This window comes from Thalassobius sp. Cn5-15, assembly GCF_022347685.1.
In the GTDB taxonomy this organism is placed as follows: Bacteria; Pseudomonadota; Alphaproteobacteria; order Rhodobacterales; family Rhodobacteraceae; genus Thalassobius.
In genome coordinates this window covers 98969-118293 of the sequence record NZ_JAKRGF010000002.1, presented here as the reverse complement: position 1 = coordinate 118293, position 19325 = coordinate 98969, and the positions used below count along the sequence as shown (strand labels likewise).

Here is a 19325-nt window from a genome sequence, read left to right as displayed (position 1 = left end):
TGCCCCCACTTTCGACCTCATCAGGTGTGAAGGTTGCCTGACATGTTTTTAGCTTTGGATTTATTGATTACACTTGCGGTGAGCTCCGCCGTTTCCGCAGATGATGCGCGCGCGCAGGATTGCTCAATCCATTTAAAAGAAAACGAAAATCTGGTCACGCTGCAGGGCGCGGTTGATCCGCAAATCTGGACCGCTGGCACCTACACACTGTTGGTAGAGACGCGCCAGAACGGCAATGTTTCCCTGTCTCAACAGGCCGGTGCCTTCGAGGGGGGCACGCATCAGACACAGGAAATTCTTGTTCTTTCGACAACCACGATCTACCTTTCTAGGGGGAGTCAGCTGAACGCGCGGCTCAAAATTAACGATGGGAAGCAAAGGTCGTCTTGTTCACTGAGCTATAGGAAATAGTGCCTGTATTACAGGCCAATCACCGAGGAGCACGGAATGCAATATCGTCATCTCTCTCTCTTAGCTGCAGCTGTTTTTGGCCTGTCGTCTCTTGGCCCGTCTTCCCCTGCATTTTCACAAGATTTCGGGTTTCAGATCAGCAACGGTCTGACGCTGGAACAGGTTGTCGTATCCACGGGCATTCCTGAAAATACGCCTTTTAGTTCAAGCGGCGGGACATCGACCCTCATCGAACAGGCAGGCAACCTGAACAGCGCCCTGTCGTCGATCACAGGCAGCCAGAATGCTGGCACAGCCGCTCAGCAGATCGGCAATTCCAATTCGGCGATCGCAGTCATTCAGGATTCTCCTGGCAGTGCGATCGCGCAGGCCCAGTTGGGCACCAATCTAAACTCGGTCGCGGCGATTGTTGGCGGGTCTAACAACGGCATCGCGACCGCGCAAATCGGTCAGAACCTCAGCAGCTCGGTTGCGCTGGTGAACTCTGTCGGGACCACGGTTGTCTATGGTCAGGCCGGTGAGGGCTATAGCGGCGGTATTGTGATTGTAAACGCGGCCGAAGGCACCGTCGTCAGACTGAATTGAGGTTAACAAGACCACGCATTTTGAAAGGGAGACGTTATGAAGATATCAAAACTACGGTTTGGAGCGGGCATAGCATTATTATCGGCCCTTATCTCTGGCAATGCCCTTGCAGGTGATTTGATCTATCGCCCCATCGTGCCCGGTCTGGGGGGCAACCCAGATTATTGGACACCCCTGTTGGGCGCGGCACAGATTGAAAACCGCTTCGTTCCTGAAAGCAGCGGCGGTGGCGGGGCACCAGACATTAACTTTCCACCAATTGTGATTGATCTGGGTGGCATCGGCGGGACACCTCCGGTGACGCCAACGCCGCAAGATCCAGCAGCGGCGGCGCCTTCCAACTGACCACAGTGTGTCAGGAAAGCGAACCCAAAATACTTAAAGATAATTAACGTAGGTTGGCAGCATGGGACAGTTTAAAACTTTGTTTTCGAAGACGCGTGCGTTTGTGGGCGGGGTATTGGTTGTCGTGGCGGTCAGTGCCTGTTCGGATCCGGGACGTGAAAGCGTCGGGACCAAATTTGATTCAAACGCAGCGCCACCGCTTTCGACACCGGAAACTGTATCCGGCACCCGTTTGAAAAACCTCGCCGCGCCGCGTCAGCGGGTGGATGTGGCGGTCTATCGATATGACGATAAAACCGGTCAGAATGATGAATCCGATAATCTAACGCGATTTTCGCGGGCTGTGTCGCAGGGGATGTCAGACGTCCTGATCGACGTGCTGACTGACGTGGGCGACGGGCGCTGGTTCAATGTTGTGGAACGTGCCGCCCTGCAGGACCTGCTGACGGAACGCCAGTTGATCGACCAGACCAATCAGAATTACCGCGGTACGCGACGCTCGACCCTGCAACCGCTGCGCTTTGCAGGCCTGATCGTTTCGGGTGGGGTGATTGATTATGACACCAACGTCATCACCGGCGGCATCGGGGCGCGTCTGCTGGGGATCGGCAACCGTGTGGAGTACCGGCGCGATCGGATTTCCGTGATTTTGCGGGCGGTCAGCGTCCAAACTGGTGAGGTGCTGGCATCTGTGCAGACCGAAAAGACCATCTATTCGCTGGCGGATCAGGTGACTGTGTTCCGCTTCGTTGGGGTTGATAGGTTGCTTGAATTTGATGCCGGTATCTCTGTCAACGAACCCACTGGCATCGCTGTACGCCAAGCGGTGGAGCTGGCCGTCTATGACCTTATCCTTGAGGGCGCACGCAAGAATGTCTGGCATTTCCGCAATGGCAATGTCGAACGCGAATTGTTGTTGAAACAGCGCGAACGGCTGGCTGGCGCCACAGTCGCTGCCGACGAAGATCAAGACTCGTTGGTGAGCCGCGCGGCTAAGATGATCGATGCTGAGGCAGCCAAGACAGGTGCATCATGACTGCCATAGCCCGCGCGGTAATTGCGTATGGTCTGGCGGGGCTGATTGCATGGGGCAGCCATGTGCCGGCGCAGGCTCAGTCCACATTCGATACGGCCAAGCGGCAGCTTTCAGGTGACTGGGTGGTGGAATGTTTGGCAGGCCGCGATCCCGGACCAGAGAGTTGTCAGCTCTACCAACGTATCCTGACGCAGGATCCGAACACCGCTGCACTGGTGGTGGCGCTGGTCTGGCTGCCGGATCAGGGCACGCTGCAGTTACAGGCGGCCCTGCCTTTGGGGGTGGATCTACAAGTGCCGCCAGAGTTGCGTGTGGACGGCGCAGTGGTTGAGACATTCATGTGGTCCCGCTGCCTCAAAGCCGGTTGCATGGTTGAGGCCCCTTTGTCCAAAGCGGCCTTTGAGACGCTTGAGCAAGGTCAGGGCGCGGCGTTTATGGTGACAGTCCCCAATGCCGGGCCGATCGAAATTCCTGTCTCTCTTGGTGGGTTCAGAAACGGTCTGGCGATTATTTCTACCACCGCCGCTGACGGGTAAGACCCGCACAGTCGTGGTGCGCATCCATCCTCTGCGGTGTGGGGACGGGGGCACGTAAGGAAATTGAGAGCTGAGAGCAAAGAAAAACGGGCCCTCGGGCCCGTTTCTTTATGCGTCAGCGTCTTTGGTCGCAGTTTTCTTTGGCGTTGCCTTTTTTGCTGGGGCTTTCTTGGTTGTCGCCTTTGCAGTCGTTTTCTTGGCGGCGGTTTTCTTCGCCGCTGGCTTCTTGGCAGTGGTCTTTGCCGCAGCCTTCTTGCGGCCCGGCTTTTTCGCGGCCTTTTCGTTCACCAGTTCAACCGCTTGTTCGACGGTGATGTCTTTGGGTTCCACATCCTTAGGCAGGGTGGCGTTCACCTTTTCCCATTTGATGTAGGGACCATAACGGCCTTCCATCACGCTCATCTTACCGCCATCGGGGTGATCACCCAGTTCACGCAGGGCTTTTGCGGCAGCGGCGCCACGGCGACCGGGATTGGCGCGTTTTTCGGCCAGCATTTCCACCGCGTGATTCATGCCGATCTCAAACATCTCTTCCCATGTTTTCATATTCACATAGGTCGGTTTTTCCGCCTCTGGCAGCTTGTGCATGATGTAGGGACCAAACCGTCCAAGGTTGGCGCTGATGCGTCCACCTTCGGGGTGGTCGCCCACGTTGCGCGGCAGGCTAAGCAGTTTCAGCGCCTGTTCCAGCGTGGTGTCCGCCTTGGGCCAGCCGCCGTGACGGGTCTGGGGCAGGGAGGAACGCTTGGGTTTTTTGTTTTCCGGCGTGGCTTCGCCGCGCTGAACATAGGGGCCATAACGGCCATCCTTCAGCCAGATTTCATCCTCACCATCGGTGCCAAGGAGTTTCTCTTCGCCCTCAGCGCCTTCACCGGCGATGGGGCGGGTGTAGGTGCATTCAGGATAGTTGCCGCAGCCGACAAATCCGCCCGTGCGCGACGTTTTCAAGTGCAGCTGTCCGTTGCCACATTTCGGGCAGACACGCGGATCGGTGCCATCCTCGCGCGGGGGGTAGAGTTGCGGCGCCAGCGCGTCATCCAGAACGTCCAGAACCTCGGTAATCCGCAATTCGGTCGTTTCAGAAATTGCTGCGCCGAAATCGCGCCAGAACCGTTCCAGAACGCTCTTGTAATCGCGTTCGCCAGCGGACACGTCGTCCAGCTGTTCCTCCAGCTGCGCGGTGAAATCATAGCCGACGTATTTGCGGAAGAAATTGAGCAGGAAGATCGTCACGATCCTGCCCTTATCCTCTGGGAACAAACGATTTTTATCCTTGCGGACATATTCGCGTTCCTGAATCGTACCCAGCACAGATGCGTAGGTAGAGGGGCGACCAATGCCCAGCTCTTCCATCTTTTTGACCAGCGTCGCCTCGGTGTAGCGTGGCGGTGGCTGGGTGAAATGCTGTTCGGGGCTGACGGTGCGCTTGTCGGCCTTTTCGCCCTGCATCACCTGCGGTAGACGCTTGTCATCCTCGTCGCCACTGGCGACGTCATCGCGGCCCTCTTCATAGACGCGCATGAAACCGTCAAACATCACCACCTGACCGGTGGCGCGCAGGCCAACCTGCTGGTCGTCGCTGCCGATGTCAACGGTGGTGCGTTCCAGACGGGCGCCGGCCATCTGACAGGCCAGCGTCCGCTTCCAGATCAGATCGTACAGCTTGCGCTGATCCGCCTCCAGCTTGGCCAATTGGCCAGCGTCCACCGACATATCGGTAGGGCGGATACACTCGTGCGCTTCCTGTGCGTTTTTGGCTTTGTTTTTATAGATGCGCGGGCTATCGGGCACATATTCGGCGCCGTAGCGCGTGGCGATTTCCTCACGCGCGGCGGTGATTGCCTCTGGCGCCATGTCGATGCCGTCGGTCCGCATATAGGTGATGTAGCCCGCTTCATAGAGGCGCTGGGCTGCGTTCATACATTGGCGCGCACCCATGCCAAATTTACGGCTCGCCTCTTGTTGCAGAGTGGAGGTCATGAAGGGCGCCGATGGATTGCGGCTGCCGGGTTTCGCCTCAACCGAAGTGATCGTCAGATTGCGGCTGTTGATCGCCTGCACCGCCAGCTCGGCCTGCGTTTCATTGGTGATCGAAAACTTGTCCAGCTTGTCACCGCCCAGAACGGTCAGTCTCGCCTCATATTCCTGCCCACGCGGGGTGGCGAGCATGGCCTTGACCGACCAGTATTCCTGCGGATTGAATGCCTCAATCTCCATCTCGCGTTCAACGATAAGACGCAGGCAGACCGATTGCACGCGACCGGCGGAGCGCGCACCCGGCAGTTTGCGCCACAGAACCGGTGACAGTTTGAAACCCACGAGGTAGTCGAGGGCACGGCGGGCCAGATAGGCTTCCACCAGATCGGTGTCGACCTGACGGGGGTTTTGCATCGCTTCGGTCACGGCGGATTTGGTGATCGCGTTAAAGACCACGCGGCTCACCGGCGTGTCCTTTTTGACCGCGCGGCGTTTGCGCAGCGCCTCTTCAAGATGCCAGCTGATCGCCTCTCCTTCGCGATCGGGGTCGGTCGCGAGGATCAGTTCGTTGTCGTCTTTCAGGGCATCGGCGATCGCTTTGACGTGTTTGCGGGAATCGTTGCCCACCTCCCATGTCATGGCAAAATCGTCGTCTGTGTCGACCGATCCGTCTTTGGGTGGCAGGTCGCGGACGTGGCCATAAGATGCCAAAACCGTATAATCCGAGCCAAGATATTTGTTAATTGTCTTGGCCTTGGCCGGAGATTCTACAACAACGACTGGCATGTCAGTGGCGACCTCTGTGATGAAAAAACGCGTGCTTTCTATGGCCGCGCAAGATGAGGCCTGCAAGAGGGTATTGTCAATTGCTGTCTTTCTTCTGGTGGAATTGGCGTCTTTGTGAGGGGGTATTTACGTCGTTTTGATGAGACCGGAGCGCAAGGACAGAGGCTGGGGCGCTGGCAGCGGCGCGACATTGCGCCCCGCTGCCAGCCCCCTGTTTCGGTGCAAATGCCGGATGTTGGATGGCGTGGTCAGGACGTTCCCTGATCCGGTCCCTGATCTGGCATCCGTGACAGCAAGCCGCCCGGTTGGCGTTTGATCCGCCCGGTCATTTCCAGGTCTGTCAGTATTGGTGCGACATGACGGGCAGAGGCGCCGACGTCGCGGATCAGCTGATCCTCCGCCACAGGGGTGGGGCTGAGGCGCGACAGAATCTGCTGGTGCAGCGCAGCTGTATCGCGCAGGCCGCGTTTTTCAGTGGCCGGTTGTGACGGTTGTGCGGGCTGTTCGTTGAGATCCAGTGTCGTTTGTGTCGCCGTTGCCTCTTGGGTCACAGGCGGCGGTAGCGCCTCCAGCACGTCGGCGCCGCTGCGCACCAGCCGCGCGCCGTCGCGGATCAGTGCGTTGCAGCCGCCGGCGCGGGCATCCAGCGGATGGCCGGGGACCGAGAGTACCTCTCGCCCTTGATCCAGCGCGGTGCGGGCGGTGATCAAACTGCCAGATCGATAGGCCGCCTCCACCACCACCAATGCGCGGCTGAGGCCAGAGATAATGCGGTTACGGCGGGGGAAATCACGTGCCTTGGGCTGTAGGCCAAAGGGGCGTTCGGACAGGATCAGGCCCTGCTCGCATATGGCAGAATATAGAGGTGTGTTTTCCGCCGGATATATGATGTCCGCGCCGCCTGCCAGAACGGCGATAGTGCCAGTATCTATCGCTGCGCGGTGCGCTGCTGCATCGATGCCACGGGCAAGGCCGGATACCACCACCTGTCCCGCCTGCCCCAGATCTGCCGCCAGATGCCGCGCCATGCGGGTGCCAAGCGATGAGGCATTGCGCGCCCCCACCAGCCCCACCTTGGGCTGTGACAGCAGATCCAGCCGTCCCAACGCCCAGAGGACAGGGGGCGCATCGGGGATTTCGGCCAGTTCAGCGGGATAATCGGGTGCGCCGTGACACAGCATCCGCGCACCGATTGCATGACCCGCGCGCAGTTCTGCCAGCGCACGGTCAGGGTCATAAGGCGCGTAATCCTTCACCCCCGCCTTTGCAGCCACCTCTGGCAGCGCGTCCAGTGCCGCCTGCGCCGACCCATGTGTGGCCATCAGCCTGTAGAAGGTCGTTGGTCCTACCCGATAGGACCGAATAAGGCGGAGCCATGCGACCCTGTCCACTTCCGAGGCGGGTAGGGGTGGGGAGTGGTTGGAAGGGGACATAGGTATCATTTACAGGGCTCCGCCAGGCTAGCCCGATGAGTCTTAGGCTGAGTCTGGTTAACAGAGGGTGAACCCTGCGAAGACTTCGGCGCCGCGTGACGATTATGCGGCGCCGATGGTCCCTCAGGTCGCCGAGCCGCCAACGGTGAGGCCACCGATCATCACGGTTGGCTGGCCGACGCCAACCGGCACCCATTGGCCTTGCTTGCCGCAATTACCCATTCCCGGATCCAGCGCCATATCGTTGCCAAGGGCGCGGATCTGTTTCAGCGCGGTGGCGCCATCACCGATCAAGGTCGCGCCTTTCACTGGCGCGCCGACCTTGCCGTTTTGAACGCGGTACGCCTCCGTGCAGGAAAAGACGAACTTACCATTGGTGATGTCCACCTGACCGCCGCCGAAGCCAACGGCGTAGATGCCATCCTTCAGATCGGCCACAATATCGCCGGGCGTGGCATCGCCACCTAACATATAGGTGTTGGTCATCCGCGGCATCGGCGCGTGGGCGTAGCTTTCGCGCCGCCCGTTGCCGGTGGGTTTTACGCCCATCAGACGGGCGTTTTGGCGGTCCTGCATGTAACCGACCAGAATGCCATCCTCAATCAAGACGTTCTTGCCAGACGGTGTGCCTTCATCATCAAAACTGATTGATCCGCGACGGTCGGGAATGGTGCCGTCGTCCAGAACGGTCACGCCCGGCGCGGCAATGCGCTGGCCCATCAGCCCAGCAAAGGCAGACGATCCTTTGCGGTTGAAGTCGCCCTCAAGGCCGTGACCAATCGCTTCGTGCAGCAAAATACCGGGCCAACCCGGCCCCAGAACCACATCCATCACACCCGCGGGTGCAGGTTCGGCGTCCAGATTGACCACCGCCACGCGCAGCGCCTCGCGGGTTTTGGCCTGCCAGTCTGCTGGCGCGATCAGCCCATCAAGGCCGACGCGACCGCCGCCCCCTGCCGATCCGCTTTCACGGCGGCCATTCTGTTCTACGATCACAGAAACATTGACCCGTGTCATTGGGCGTACGTCGCGCAGATGGGTGCCATCGGGGCGTAAAATCTCTACCTCTTGCAGAGATGCAGCAATAGTGGCCGAAACCTGTACCACACGCGGGTCCAGATCGCGGGCGAAGGCATCGATGTCGCGCAACGTGTCCACCTTGACCGGGAAAGAGGCGCCTGCAATGGGATCCTCATCAGTATAAAGGCGGGTGTTCGTTGCCTGCGGTGCATCGGCCAGCGTGCCGCCGCCTGCACCGACCGCCAACCGGGCGGTTTGGGCGGCGCGGCGCAGTGAGGCTTCGCTCAACTCAGTGGAATGGGCGTAGCCGGTGACCTCTCCGCGTACCGCGCGCAGACCGAATCCTTCGGAAGCGTCGTAAGAGGCGTTCTTCAGCCGGCCGTCATCAAACACCAGTGCCTCAGCGCGGCGGCGTTCCAGAAACAGCTCACCATCATCAGCGCCCTGCGTTGCCTCCTGCAAAACTGAGAGGGCTGCCCCCTGATCAAGAGCGGTATCAAAGGGGCGAAAAGGTGCATCGCTCATAAGTGTTTTCCTGTCTTTCCCAGAGGGCGAATTTGATCTAAATCAAAAAAGCGACCGTTTGCCGCGTCGGGATTATTGTTACGTAAGCTAGAATATGCTTTGTATCCTCGGCAAAACAACGAGATTCCGCTGCCTCAGATATCTAAGGCGGCAAAAAACGAAGAACAGCTCAACCGATCAGGGTGACATATGCGACTTAACACTAGCCTTCTGGCCGCAACAGCAACCGCCATTGCGGCTCCGGCCATTGCCCAGGAAGCCGTCGAAACTATTGGCAAGCCGACCCCCAAAGGCCTAAACTTTCAGCCTGCGGCCACCGAACTGGCCCGTGACCTTCAGTGGCTGGACGGCCTTCTGCTGTGGATTATTACCCTGATCACCCTGTTTGTGGTTGGTCTGGTGGCCTACATCATCGTGCGCCACAACCGTAAGGCAAACCCAACGCCGGCAACCTTCACCCACAACACCGGGATTGAAATTGCTTGGACCATCGTACCGATCTTTATCCTGGTGATCATTGGCGCCTTCAGCCTTCCGGTCCTGTTTAAACAGCAGGAAATCCCCGCAGGTGACGTGCACATCAAGGTGACCGGTTACCAGTGGTACTGGGGGTATGAATACACCGATCACGAATTTGCCTTTGATCAATACATGATCGGCCAGCCTGCAACGCTGGATTCTGATACGCGCGCGGCAGATGCTGATGTGTCCCCCTATGTTCTGGACGACGCGATGCGCGCCAAGCTGGTGGACGCTGGGTATAATGAGGACGAGTTCCTGCTGGCCACCGACACGCAGGTCGTGGTTCCGGTCAACAAGGTTGTGGTCATGGATGTGACTGGCGCTGACGTGATCCACTCATGGACCATCCCCGCCTTTGGTGTGAAACAGGACGCTGTCCCTGGACGTATCGCCCAGCTGTGGTTTAAAGCCGAACAGGAAGGCATCTACTTTGGCCAGTGTTCTGAACTGTGCGGTAAAGACCACGCCTACATGCCGATCACCGTCAAAGTCGTCAGCGAAGAGGCCTACCAAGAGTGGCTGAAAGGCGCGATTGACGAATACGCTGGCGATATCACCACACTGCCCGGCTATCAGGTCGCCGCCGCGAACTGATCCCGAAGGGCTGATGCCTGATCTCAACGGCCCGCCGGTGAAAGGGCGGGCCGTTGGCTGACCCCACCATTCCCCTGCGTATGACGCGCAGATTTGGAAGGCAAAGAATGACTGACGCAAGTTTCGATACCTCCGTAAATAACAACACCCATCCGGGCGAAGCACAGTTTGGCGATTACTTCGCTCTGCTGAAACCGCGTGTGATGTCGCTGGTGGTGTTCACAGCCCTCGTTGGCCTGATCGCGGCGCCGGTGTCGGTGCATCCGTTCATTGCCTTCTGTGCAGTTCTGTTCATTGCAGTGGGCGGCGGTGCCTCTGGCGCGCTGAACATGTGGTGGGACGCCGATATTGATGCGGTGATGAAACGCACCACCTCACGTCCGATCCCGTCGGGCAAGGTGCAACCGCGCGAAGCGATGGCCATCGGCCTGGCGCTGTCGGGCATGGCGGTGATCATGCTGGGGCTGGCAGCGAATTGGTTTGCTGCGGGTCTTCTGGCCTTCACCATCTTCTTTTACGCAGTCATCTACACCATGTGGCTGAAACGCTGGACCCCGCAGAACATCGTTATTGGTGGTGCGGCGGGTGCTTTTCCTCCGATGATTGGCTGGGCCGTTGCGACCGGCGGTGTCAGCGCCGAATCCGTGTTGATGTTCCTGCTGATTTTCATGTGGACGCCGCCGCATTTCTGGGCGCTGGCGCTGTTCATGAAGTCTGACTACAAAGAGGCAGGCGTGCCGATGCTGACCGTAACACACGGCCGTAAAGTGACCCGCGCGCATATCCTCGTCTACACCATCCTGCTGGCGCCTCTGGCGATCGGCACTGGCCTGACCGCGATCGGTGGGCCGATCTACATGACAACCGCCGTCGTCCTGAACGCGATGTTCCTGTGGGGTGCGGTAAAAATCTGGCGTCGTCCCGAAGAGGCTGCCGAGGCGGATACCTACCGTGTCGAGAAGTCGTTTTTCGGCCTGTCGCTGCTCTATCTGTTCCTGCACTTCGGTGCGATTCTGGCCGAAGCGGCGTTGCGCCCCTACGGTCTGGGAGGCTGGTAAAATGGGTTTTGAAAACGTCGAACACGAGTTGCACAAGCGCCGCTCCAGTCGCAATATTGGTGTCGGCCTGACGCTGGCCGCCTTTATTGCCATCGTTTTTGGACTGACCATGGTGAAAATCACCAGCGGCGGCCTTGAGGCAACGATCACCAACGTAACACAGGGTGAGGGTTAAAGCTGTGGCAATGGACGCCAAGAGTAAAACCGTGGTGAAATTGGTTGGCGTGGTGCTGACCATGGGCGCGCTGGCCTGGGCCTCGGTGCCGTTTTACGACTGGTTCTGTCGGGTGACCGGCTTTGGCGGCACCACGCTGGTGTCTGAACAGGGCGCGGACCAGATCCTTGATAAAACAATTAAGGTGCGCTTTGACGCCTCCAAGGAACGCGATATGCCGTGGGAGTTTAAGCCCGTGCAGCGTGAGATGGAGGTACGTATCGGCGAAACCGGTCTGGCCTTCTACGAGGCCTATAACCCTACCGACAAACCCATCGCAGGCCAGTCGACCTATAACGTCGCGCCTTACGCGGCGGGTGGCTATTTTACCAAGATCGACTGCTTCTGCTTCACCGAACAGGTGCTGCAACCGGGGGAACGGGTACAGATGCCCGTGACCTTCTTTGTGGATCCCGAAATCGTCGAGGACAGTGAGGGTAAATACCTTCACCAGATCACGCTGTCCTACACTTTCTATGAAATCGACTTGCCCGAGGAGGAAGCGCAGCAAGAAGCGGCGCTTGCGACGGGCAAGAAAACAAACCTAAACTAAAAGCCTTCCAACGAGGGAAAAGAAATGGCGCACGCTAAAAATCACGATTATCACATTCTGCCCCCGTCGCTGTGGCCTCTTCTGGCCTCGCTCTTTGCTTTTGTCATGCTATACGGCGCAGTTGTCTGGATGTCGGGCGACGTGCCGATGTTCGGCGGCAACGTTGTGCTGAACGGCCCGTGGATGTTCCTCATCGGCTTCGTCGGTGTTCTGTACGTTTCTTTCGGCTGGTGGGCCGAGGTGGTGCACGAAGCACAGACCGGCGATCACACCCCTGTTGTTGCCATCGGCCTGCGCTACGGTTTCATTCTGTTTGTAATGTCCGAAGTGATGTTCTTTGCCGCATGGTTCTGGAGCTTCTTCAAGCACGCAATGTACCCGATGGGTCCCGAAAGCCCCGCAGTGGACGGTGTTTGGCCCCCCGTTGGGATTGAAACCTTTGACCCCTGGCATCTGCCGCTGATCAATACGCTGATCCTGCTGTGCTCGGGCTTCGCGGCCACTTGGGCGCACCACGCGCTGGCGCATGAAAACAACCGCAAGGATTTCGTTATGGGTCTGGCGATCGCGGTTGTGCTGGGCCTGATCTTCACCGGCTTCCAGGCTTACGAATACACCCACGCCTCCTTTGGTTTTGCAGGCAACATCTATGGCGCCAACTTCTTCATGGCGACCGGTTTCCACGGGTTCCACGTTGTCGTCGGCACCATCTTCCTGTTCGTCTGCATGCTGCGCGGCATGAAGGGGCACTTCACCCCTGAGCGTCACGTCGGTTTTGAAGCGGCTGCATGGTATTGGCACTTCGTTGATGTTGTGTGGCTGTTCCTGTTTGCCGCAGTTTACATTTGGGCCGGCTAAGCCGCGTTACAGCTGAATGGTTTTAGCCCCTCGCAGGTGACTGCGGGGGGCTTTTACTTGGATAGGGTACGGTGTGATTGCAGGGGGAATGGCGTATTTGAGGATCATTAAAAGGAATTTGTCGCAGAGCGTCGCGAATGCAGTTGTAAATCAGGCTGTGATTGGCAAAAACAGGCGCAAGCTGCCCACTGCTGGGCACTGCGTTGAAAGGACGTTCTTGCCCTTATGATCCGGTTCGCTGTCACCTTGATCCTTGGTCTGGTCTGCTTTGGCATTCTGGTCAGTCTGGGCAATTGGCAGATGCGCCGTATGGGCGAGAAAGAAGCCTATCTGGCCGAGGTGGCATCGTTGATTGATGCAGCCCCCGTGGCGGTCCCTGCTGCACCTGATCCGGTGCAGCACAGGTTTCTGCCGGTTTCGGTGCGTGGAACTTTTGTGGGCGACACGGTCCGCGTGCTGGTCAGCCACAAGAAGATGGGCGCAGGCTATCGCCTGATCACTGCGCTGGACACGGATGCGGGGCGCATCATGGTGGATCGTGGGTTTATCCGCGTGGCCGACACACAGCCTGATCTGCCAGCGGGGGTCGTCACTGTGACCGGCAACCTGCACTGGCCCGAAGAGCGTGATAAATACACGCCCGACAATGATCTGAGTGATAATATCTGGTTTGCCCGCGAGGTGTCGGTTCTGGCCGCGCATCTGCAGGCTGACCCGGTGCTGGTGATTGCACGCAGCACATCTTTCGTTGACCCACAGGTGACGCCGCTGGGTGTTGGCACTGAGGGCATTCCTAACGATCATCTGGAATATGTCGTTACTTGGTATGGGCTGGCGGCCGTTTGGCTGCTGATGCTTGGCCTTTTCCTGTGGCGCATGTACAAATCCGCACGCAACCTCTGAAAGGGATCTGAGCCGTGAAATATGTTTCGACCCGGGGCAAGGCGCCCGTCCTGAATTTTGAAGAAGCGATGCTGACCGGGCTGGCCCGTGACGGTGGCCTGTATCTGCCCGAAACCATCCCGACCATGAGCGCGGATGAAATCGCAGCGCTGTCTGGCTTGCCCTATGAAGAGGTGGCGTTCCGGGTGATGAAACCCTACATCGGCGATACCTTTGCGGATGACGAGTTTAAAGAGATCATCGCCAAAGCCTACGCTGGTTTCGGCCACGCCGCCCGCGCCCCGATGGTGCAGCTGGGCGACAATCATTTTCTGCTGGAACTGTTCCATGGACCCACGCTGGCGTTCAAAGATTTCGCCATGCAGCTGATCGGCCAGATGTTTCAGGCCTCGCTCAAACGCTCTGGCAGCCGCGTGACCATCGCAGGCGCCACCTCTGGCGACACCGGATCGGCGGCGATGGAGGCTTTTAAAGGTCTCGACGCGGTGGACCTGTTCATTCTCTACCCGCACGGCCGCGTGTCTGAGGTGCAGCGCCGTCAGATGACCACGCCAGCGGACAGCAATGTACATGCGCTGGCGGTGGATGGTCATTTTGATGACTGTCAGGCCCGCATTAAGGACATGTTCAACGATTTCGACTTCCGCGATGGCGTACGTCTGGCCGGTGTGAACTCGATCAACTTTGCCCGCGTATTGGCGCAGGTGGTCTATTACTTCACCTCTGCCGTCAGCCTTGGCGCACCGCACCGTAAGGTCAGCTTTACCGTGCCGACTGGCAACTTCGGTGACATCTTTGCAGGCTATATCGCCAAGCAGATGGGCCTGCCGATTGATCGTCTGGTGGTGGCGACCAACCAAAACGACATTCTGCACCGCTGTCTCAGCACCGGGGAATATCGCCCTGATGGGGTGGAGCCGTCGATCAGCCCGTCGATGGACATTCAGGTGTCCTCGAACTTCGAACGGGCGCTTTACTATGCGTACGATCAGGATGGCGCGGCGGTCAGCCAGTTGATGGATGAACTGAAAGCGGACGGCTTCAGCGTGTCGCAAGGCGCCCTGCAGAAGCTACAGGCGTTGTTTGACAGCGGCAATTGTTCCGAGGAGGAGACCTCGGCAACGATCAGAACCTTCTTTGAGACCACTGGCGAATTGCTATGCCCGCACAGCGCCATCGGCGTGAAAGTGGCCGAGGAAAAACGCGACGCATCGGTGCCGATGATCACTTTGGCCACCGCGCATCCGGCGAAATTCCCCGCTGCTGTGGAGGCCGCCAGCGGCCAGCATCCGGCGCTGCCCGCCCGTATGGCGGATTTGTTTGAGCGTGACGAACGTGTGACCCGCATCGGCAACGACCTTGCCGCGCTGGAGGCGCTGGTCAAGGAGCGTATCGCTCAGTGACTGTGAAACTGCACACTTTGTCCAACGGGTTCCGGGTCGTGTCGGAACTGATGCCGGGGTTGCAATCGGCCTCTATCGGGATATGGGTTCTGGCAGGCGGTCGTCATGAACGCCCCGAACAGAACGGGATTGCGCACTTCCTTGAGCATATGGCGTTCAAGGGCACCAAGACGCGCAATGCGTTGCAAATCGCTGAAGCGATCGAGGATGTGGGCGGCTACCTGAACGCCTACACTTCGCGCGAGGCGACCGCCTATTATGCGCGCGTTTTGCAGGACGATGTGCCGCTGGCACTGGATGTGCTGTCCGATATCGTGCTGAACCCGATCTTCGATCCTCATGAGATTGAGGTGGAGCGCGGCGTGATCCTACAGGAAATCGGGCAGTCGCTGGACACGCCCGACGATGTGATTTTCGATTGGTTGCAGGAACAGGCCTATCCCGATCAGGCATTGGGTCGCACTATTTTGGGCCCGTCGGAACGGGTAAGCAGTTTTAGCCGCGATGATCTGGCGCAGTTTGTCGGTGAACGCTACGGACCGGGGCAAATGATACTGGCCGCTGCCGGTGCGGTGGATCATGATGCGCTGGTCAACGCGGCCGAGGAGCTGTTTGGCCATCTGCCCGCGATTACCAGCAGTGCTTATGAGCCAGCCAAATACCTTGGCGGCGAACACCGTCAGGTGAAGGATCTGGAACAGGCCCATTTCGCAATGGGTCTGGAAAGCCCTGATTATCGCAGTGATAACATCCATGCAGCACAGATTTACGCGGCGGTGATGGGCGGGGGTATGTCTTCGCGTCTGTTCCAAGAGGTACGGGAAAAACGCGGCCTCTGCTATACGATCTTTGCCCAGGCGGGTGCCTATGCGGATAGCGGCATGATGACGTTTTACGCAGGCACCTCTGGCGATCAGCTGGCGGAACTGGCCAACGTCACGCTGGACGAGATGAAACGCGCCGCCGATGACATGGGCGAGGAAGAGGTCGCCCGCGCCCGCGCCCAGATGAAGGCAGGCATGTTGATGGGACTGGAAAGCCCGTCAAACCGTGCCGAACGTCTGGCGCGAATGATCCAGATCTGGGGCCGTGTGCCCGGCGTGCAGGAGGTGGTGCAAAAGATTGACGCGGTCTCGCTCGGCGATGTGACGGATTTTGCAGAGAAAATGGCCGTTTCAGCCCCCGCGGCGCTTGCGCTCTACGGACCTGTAGAGCAGGCTCCGACACTGGAGGCGATGCAGGAGAGGCGCAATTCGTGATGTTCGGCGGTAAAAAGCAGGTTCGGGTTGAGACCGAGCGGCTGACCCTGCGTCTGCCGCAACATGGCGACTTTCAGTCATGGACCGCTTTGCGTCGCGAGTCCGAGGCATTTTTAACACCGTGGGAACCTGCTTGGGCGCCGGACCATCTGGCGCGCAAGTCCTTTGCAAATCGGGTTTATTGGGCCAACCGCGCGGTCAAGAATGAGACCGCGCTGCCGCTGTTCATCTTGCGGCGCGACGATGACGAACTGCTGGGCGCAATTACGCTGGATCATATCCGGCGCGGCCCTGCGCAATCGGGCACGCTGGGCTATTGGATCGGCGAACGCCACGCCCGTCAGGGTTATATGCGCGAAGCGATTGATTCTGTCGTCTACCACGCCTTTCATCGTATGGATCTCAGCCGGATCGAGGCGGCATGCCTGCCGGAAAATAAACCGTCGCGCGATCTGCTGGAAAAATGCGGCTTCAAATACGAAGGCGTGGCGCAAAGCTATCTGGAAATCGGCGGTCGCTGGCGCACCCATGTTCTTTATGCGCACATCCGTCTGGACCGCCGTGGCCGGGCGGAGTAATTCTGGTTTTCTAATGCTTGCAGCGACGTGACTTTACCGCCCGGGCGACCTATGTCTGATTGCATGACTTTGAACTCTGCCACCCCCGCTTTTGTCGAGACCTTACGGGCTGCGCTGCCCGCCGCGACCTTTCGTGAGGCGACCCCCAGCTATCTGGAAGAACCCCGTGGCCGCTGGCAGGGGCAGGCAGGCGTGGTGCTGGCACCTGCCAGCGTTGAGCAGGTCTCAATCATCCTCAAAGCGGCCCACGACGCCCATGTGCCTGTGGTGCCCTATGGCGGGGGCACAGGACTGGTCGGCGGGCAGATCAAACCTGAGGGCGCGGCCCCCATCCTGTTGTCACTGGAACGCATGACCGCGGTGCGGGCGTGCTATTCGGATGAAAACGTCTTGGTGGTTGAGGCGGGCGCGATCCTCGAAGACATCCATGCGATCGCCGCAGATCACGACCGTCTGTTCCCCATGTCCATCGCAGCCAAGGGGTCTGCCCGTATCGGTGGTTGTCTGGCGACGAACGCGGGCGGGGTGAACGTGCTGCGCTACGGCAATACCCGCGATCTGGTGCTGGGGCTGGAGGTGGTGCTGGCAGACGGCCGGATCTGGAACGGCCTCAGCCGCTTGCGCAAGGACAACACCGGCTATGATCTGCGCAACCTGATGGTCGGCTCTGAGGGAACATTGGGCGTGATCACCGCTGCCGCGCTGAAACTGGCACCTATTCCTGCAGAGCAGGGCACAGCGGTGATGGTGGTGCCGTCGCCTGCGGCGGCGCTTAAGTTGCTGTCACTGGCGCGCAGTCATATGGGCGAAGGGGTTTCCGCGTTTGAGTTGATCCACCGTCAGGGGATGGCGTTTATCGCCGAACATCTGCCGGACCTGCGCCTGCCATTTGAGGATTTCCCCGAATGGTGCGTGTTGATTGACGTGGGCCTTGCCCGAGGTCTTGATCCGGCAGGCGCTTTGGAAACGCTGTTTGCCGATGCTGCTGAGCAGGACCTCGTCAGTGACGGCGTGATTGCGCAGAGCGAACAGCAACGCCGCGCCCTGTGGGACATGCGTGAACAGATCCCCGAGGGCAATCGACGGGTCGGATCGGTCTCTAGTCACGACATCTCGCTACCGCTCAGTCGTATGGCCGAATTCATCGCCGAGGGCTGGCAGGCGCTTACCGATTTGGCAGATGTGCGGATCAACTGTTTTGGGCACTTGGGTGATGGCAACCTGCATTTCAACGTCTTTCCCACGAAAGGTAAAACGCGGGACGACTACGCCCATCTGCGCGATGCGATCAAAACCTGTGTGCATGATCTGGTTGCCAGCTACGGCGGGAGCGTCAGTGCTGAACATGGCATCGGGCGGCTGAAGGTTGAGGATCTGGAAAAATACGGCGATCCGGTGAAGCTGGCGCTGATGCGTCAGATCAAGGACAGTCTGGACCCCCATGGGATCATGAACCCCGGCGCCGTGCTGCGCGTGGGAGAACCTGCCTAACCGCGCGCCTCTGCCAGCGCGGCAGGCAGGGCGGCAGCGAAGACCGCCAGATCCTCTGGTCGTCCGGCGCTGACGCGGATGCAGCGGTTTTGCGGCGCAACAAAAGGCATCCGCACGAAGACGCCCCGCGCCACCAGCCCGTCCAGTACCGCCTTGGCGAAACCGCCATCGGCGCCACAATCAATGGCAACGAAGTTGGTGGCAGAGGGTAGGGCGTTTAGCCCGTTTGCTGCCGCGATCCGCGCAATCTCATCGCGTGCCGCGCTAACCTTGGCGCAGGTCTCGGCCAGATAGGGCTGATCCTGAAGGGCCGCCAGCGCCCCCGCCTGCGCGGCGCGGTTCATCCCGAAATGGTTGCGGATTTTGTTGAACGCGGTAATCAGCTCCGCCGCGCCTAGTGCGTATCCCACCCGTGCGCCCGCCATTCCGTAAGCCTTGGAAAAGGTGCGCATGCGAATGACGCGGGGATCATGAATGTCGATTTCAGCTGCGGTGCCTTCGGGGGCGAACTCCACATAGGCCTCATCCAGGACCAGCAGGCACCCTTCTGGCACCATCTCCAGCGCGGCGGTGATATCGCTGCCCTTGTGCCATGTGCCCATCGGGTTGTCTGGGTTCGCCAGATAGACCAGTTTCGCCCCCACCTCTGCCGCTTTGGTCATCAATGCCTGCGGGTCCTCATGGTCGCCCTTATAGGGCACCTTGTGCAGCGCACCACCAAAGCCCGCGACATGATAGTTGAAGGTGGGATAGGCGCCCTCTGATGTTACCACAGGATCACCGGCGCCGATCAGCAGCCGCACCAGATAGCCCAGCAGGCCATCGATCCCTTCGCCCACCACGATATTTTCTGCCCCAATACCCAGATCCGCCGCCAATGCCTGACGCAGGTCATAGCTTTCGGGATCGCCATACATCCAAATCTGTCCCGCGCCAGCCTGCATTGCGGCAATGGCGGCGGGCGACGGGCCGAAGATGTTCTCATTCGCCCCCAGCCGCGCGTCAAAGGCGCGGCCCATGTGGCGTTCCTGCGCTTCGGGGCCGACGAAGGGCACGGTTGCGGGGAGGCTTTCGGTCAGCGGGGTGTAGCGTGGTCCAGTCATGCCCCCTGAGATAGCGATGCACCTGCCACCGGGCAAGTCTGCAATCCACCCTCTTGGCCGCTGTCTTTCCCCGACGTCTGGCTGGATTTCACGCACTGGTCGCAGCAGAGTCGCCCCAACTAGTGGAGGAAAGAA

The 19325-nt window shown here is 59.2% G+C and carries 19 protein-coding genes; 15 read left to right on the top strand and 4 right to left on the bottom strand.

Going from position 1 to position 19325, the window contains the following annotated elements:
• Window positions 1-42 precede the first annotated feature (42 nt).
• The 5 genes from csgH (at window position 43) to MHM86_RS06380 (ending at window position 2913) form a co-directional block, all read left to right on the top strand.
• Window positions 43-411, top strand: coding sequence for a curli-like amyloid fiber formation chaperone CsgH (gene csgH, locus MHM86_RS06400; RefSeq protein WP_239197161.1), 369 nt, complete (start codon window positions 43-45; stop codon window positions 409-411).
• Window positions 412-447: 36 nt separating this feature from the next.
• The gene (locus MHM86_RS06395; protein WP_239197159.1) at window positions 448-996 is read left to right on the top strand and encodes a hypothetical protein; all 549 of its coding nucleotides are present in this window, start codon (window positions 448-450) and stop codon (window positions 994-996) included.
• A 36-nt stretch (window positions 997-1032) separates the two neighbouring features.
• Entirely contained in the window at window positions 1033-1341 is a 309-nt protein-coding gene (locus tag MHM86_RS06390) for a curli assembly protein CsgF (protein ID WP_239197157.1), read from the top strand.
• Window positions 1342-1402: 61 nt separating this feature from the next.
• Window positions 1403-2377 carry a CsgG/HfaB family protein gene (locus MHM86_RS06385; protein ID WP_239197155.1) on the top strand — a complete coding sequence of 325 codons (975 nt, stop codon included), beginning with the start codon at window positions 1403-1405 and terminating at the stop codon, window positions 2375-2377.
• Entirely contained in the window at window positions 2374-2913 is a 540-nt protein-coding gene (locus tag MHM86_RS06380; RefSeq protein WP_239197153.1) for an invasion associated locus B family protein, read from the top strand. Before MHM86_RS06385 ends, MHM86_RS06380 begins: the two co-directional genes overlap by 4 nt.
• A gap of 108 nt (window positions 2914-3021) precedes the next feature.
• On the opposite strand, the gene topA is transcribed toward MHM86_RS06380, so the two are convergent.
• From topA to tldD, 3 genes are all read right to left on the bottom strand, one after another.
• Complete coding sequence (gene topA / locus MHM86_RS06375) at window positions 3022-5676, bottom strand: type I DNA topoisomerase (RefSeq protein WP_239197151.1); 2655 nt, start codon at window positions 5674-5676, stop codon at window positions 3022-3024.
• A gap of 248 nt (window positions 5677-5924) precedes the next feature.
• A complete protein-coding gene (gene dprA, locus MHM86_RS06370) occupies window positions 5925-7118 on the bottom strand; it encodes a DNA-processing protein DprA (RefSeq protein WP_239197149.1) in 1194 nt (397 codons plus the stop codon).
• Window positions 7119-7232: 114 nt separating this feature from the next.
• Window positions 7233-8654 carry a metalloprotease TldD gene (gene tldD / locus MHM86_RS06365; protein WP_239197146.1) on the bottom strand — a complete coding sequence of 474 codons (1422 nt, stop codon included), beginning with the start codon at window positions 8652-8654 and terminating at the stop codon, window positions 7233-7235.
• A gap of 189 nt (window positions 8655-8843) precedes the next feature.
• On the opposite strand from tldD, the gene coxB reads away from it, so the two are divergent.
• The 10 genes from coxB to MHM86_RS06315 all read left to right on the top strand — a co-directional run bounded on the left by coxB (window position 8844) and on the right by MHM86_RS06315 (window position 18087).
• Window positions 8844-9770, top strand: coding sequence for a cytochrome c oxidase subunit II (gene coxB / locus MHM86_RS06360; protein ID WP_239197144.1), 927 nt, complete (start codon window positions 8844-8846; stop codon window positions 9768-9770).
• Between the two features lie 107 nt (window positions 9771-9877).
• Complete coding sequence (cyoE, locus tag MHM86_RS06355) at window positions 9878-10828, top strand: heme o synthase (protein ID WP_239197142.1); 951 nt, start codon at window positions 9878-9880, stop codon at window positions 10826-10828.
• A gap of 1 nt (window position 10829) precedes the next feature.
• Window positions 10830-11003 (top strand): hypothetical protein, encoded by a 174-nt coding sequence (locus MHM86_RS06350; protein ID WP_239197140.1) that lies wholly within the window; start codon window positions 10830-10832, stop codon window positions 11001-11003.
• Between the two features lie 4 nt (window positions 11004-11007).
• Complete coding sequence (locus MHM86_RS06345) at window positions 11008-11595, top strand: cytochrome c oxidase assembly protein (RefSeq protein ID WP_370644072.1); 588 nt, start codon at window positions 11008-11010, stop codon at window positions 11593-11595.
• Window positions 11596-11619: 24 nt separating this feature from the next.
• Window positions 11620-12453: a cytochrome c oxidase subunit 3 gene (locus MHM86_RS06340; RefSeq protein WP_239197136.1), complete on the top strand. Its 834-nt coding sequence runs from the start codon at window positions 11620-11622 to the stop codon at window positions 12451-12453.
• 225 nt (window positions 12454-12678) lie between these two features.
• On the top strand, window positions 12679-13356 hold the full coding sequence (locus tag MHM86_RS06335; RefSeq protein ID WP_239197134.1) for an SURF1 family protein: 678 nt from the start codon (window positions 12679-12681) through the stop codon (window positions 13354-13356).
• A gap of 14 nt (window positions 13357-13370) precedes the next feature.
• On the top strand, window positions 13371-14759 hold the full coding sequence (thrC, locus tag MHM86_RS06330) for a threonine synthase (RefSeq protein WP_239197132.1): 1389 nt from the start codon (window positions 13371-13373) through the stop codon (window positions 14757-14759).
• Window positions 14756-16018, top strand: coding sequence for a pitrilysin family protein (locus MHM86_RS06325; RefSeq protein ID WP_239197130.1), 1263 nt, complete (start codon window positions 14756-14758; stop codon window positions 16016-16018). Before thrC ends, MHM86_RS06325 begins: the two co-directional genes overlap by 4 nt.
• Complete coding sequence (locus tag MHM86_RS06320; RefSeq protein WP_239197128.1) at window positions 16018-16596, top strand: GNAT family N-acetyltransferase; 579 nt, start codon at window positions 16018-16020, stop codon at window positions 16594-16596. Before MHM86_RS06325 ends, MHM86_RS06320 begins: the two co-directional genes overlap by 1 nt.
• A gap of 63 nt (window positions 16597-16659) precedes the next feature.
• Window positions 16660-18087 (top strand): FAD-binding oxidoreductase, encoded by a 1428-nt coding sequence (locus MHM86_RS06315; RefSeq protein ID WP_239197126.1) that lies wholly within the window; start codon window positions 16660-16662, stop codon window positions 18085-18087.
• Here the strand turns inward: MHM86_RS06315 and MHM86_RS06310 are convergent.
• Complete coding sequence (locus tag MHM86_RS06310) at window positions 18084-19190, bottom strand: pyridoxal phosphate-dependent aminotransferase (RefSeq protein ID WP_239197124.1); 1107 nt, start codon at window positions 19188-19190, stop codon at window positions 18084-18086. The genes MHM86_RS06315 and MHM86_RS06310 overlap by 4 nt on opposite strands.
• Window positions 19191-19325: the final 135 nt, after the last annotated feature.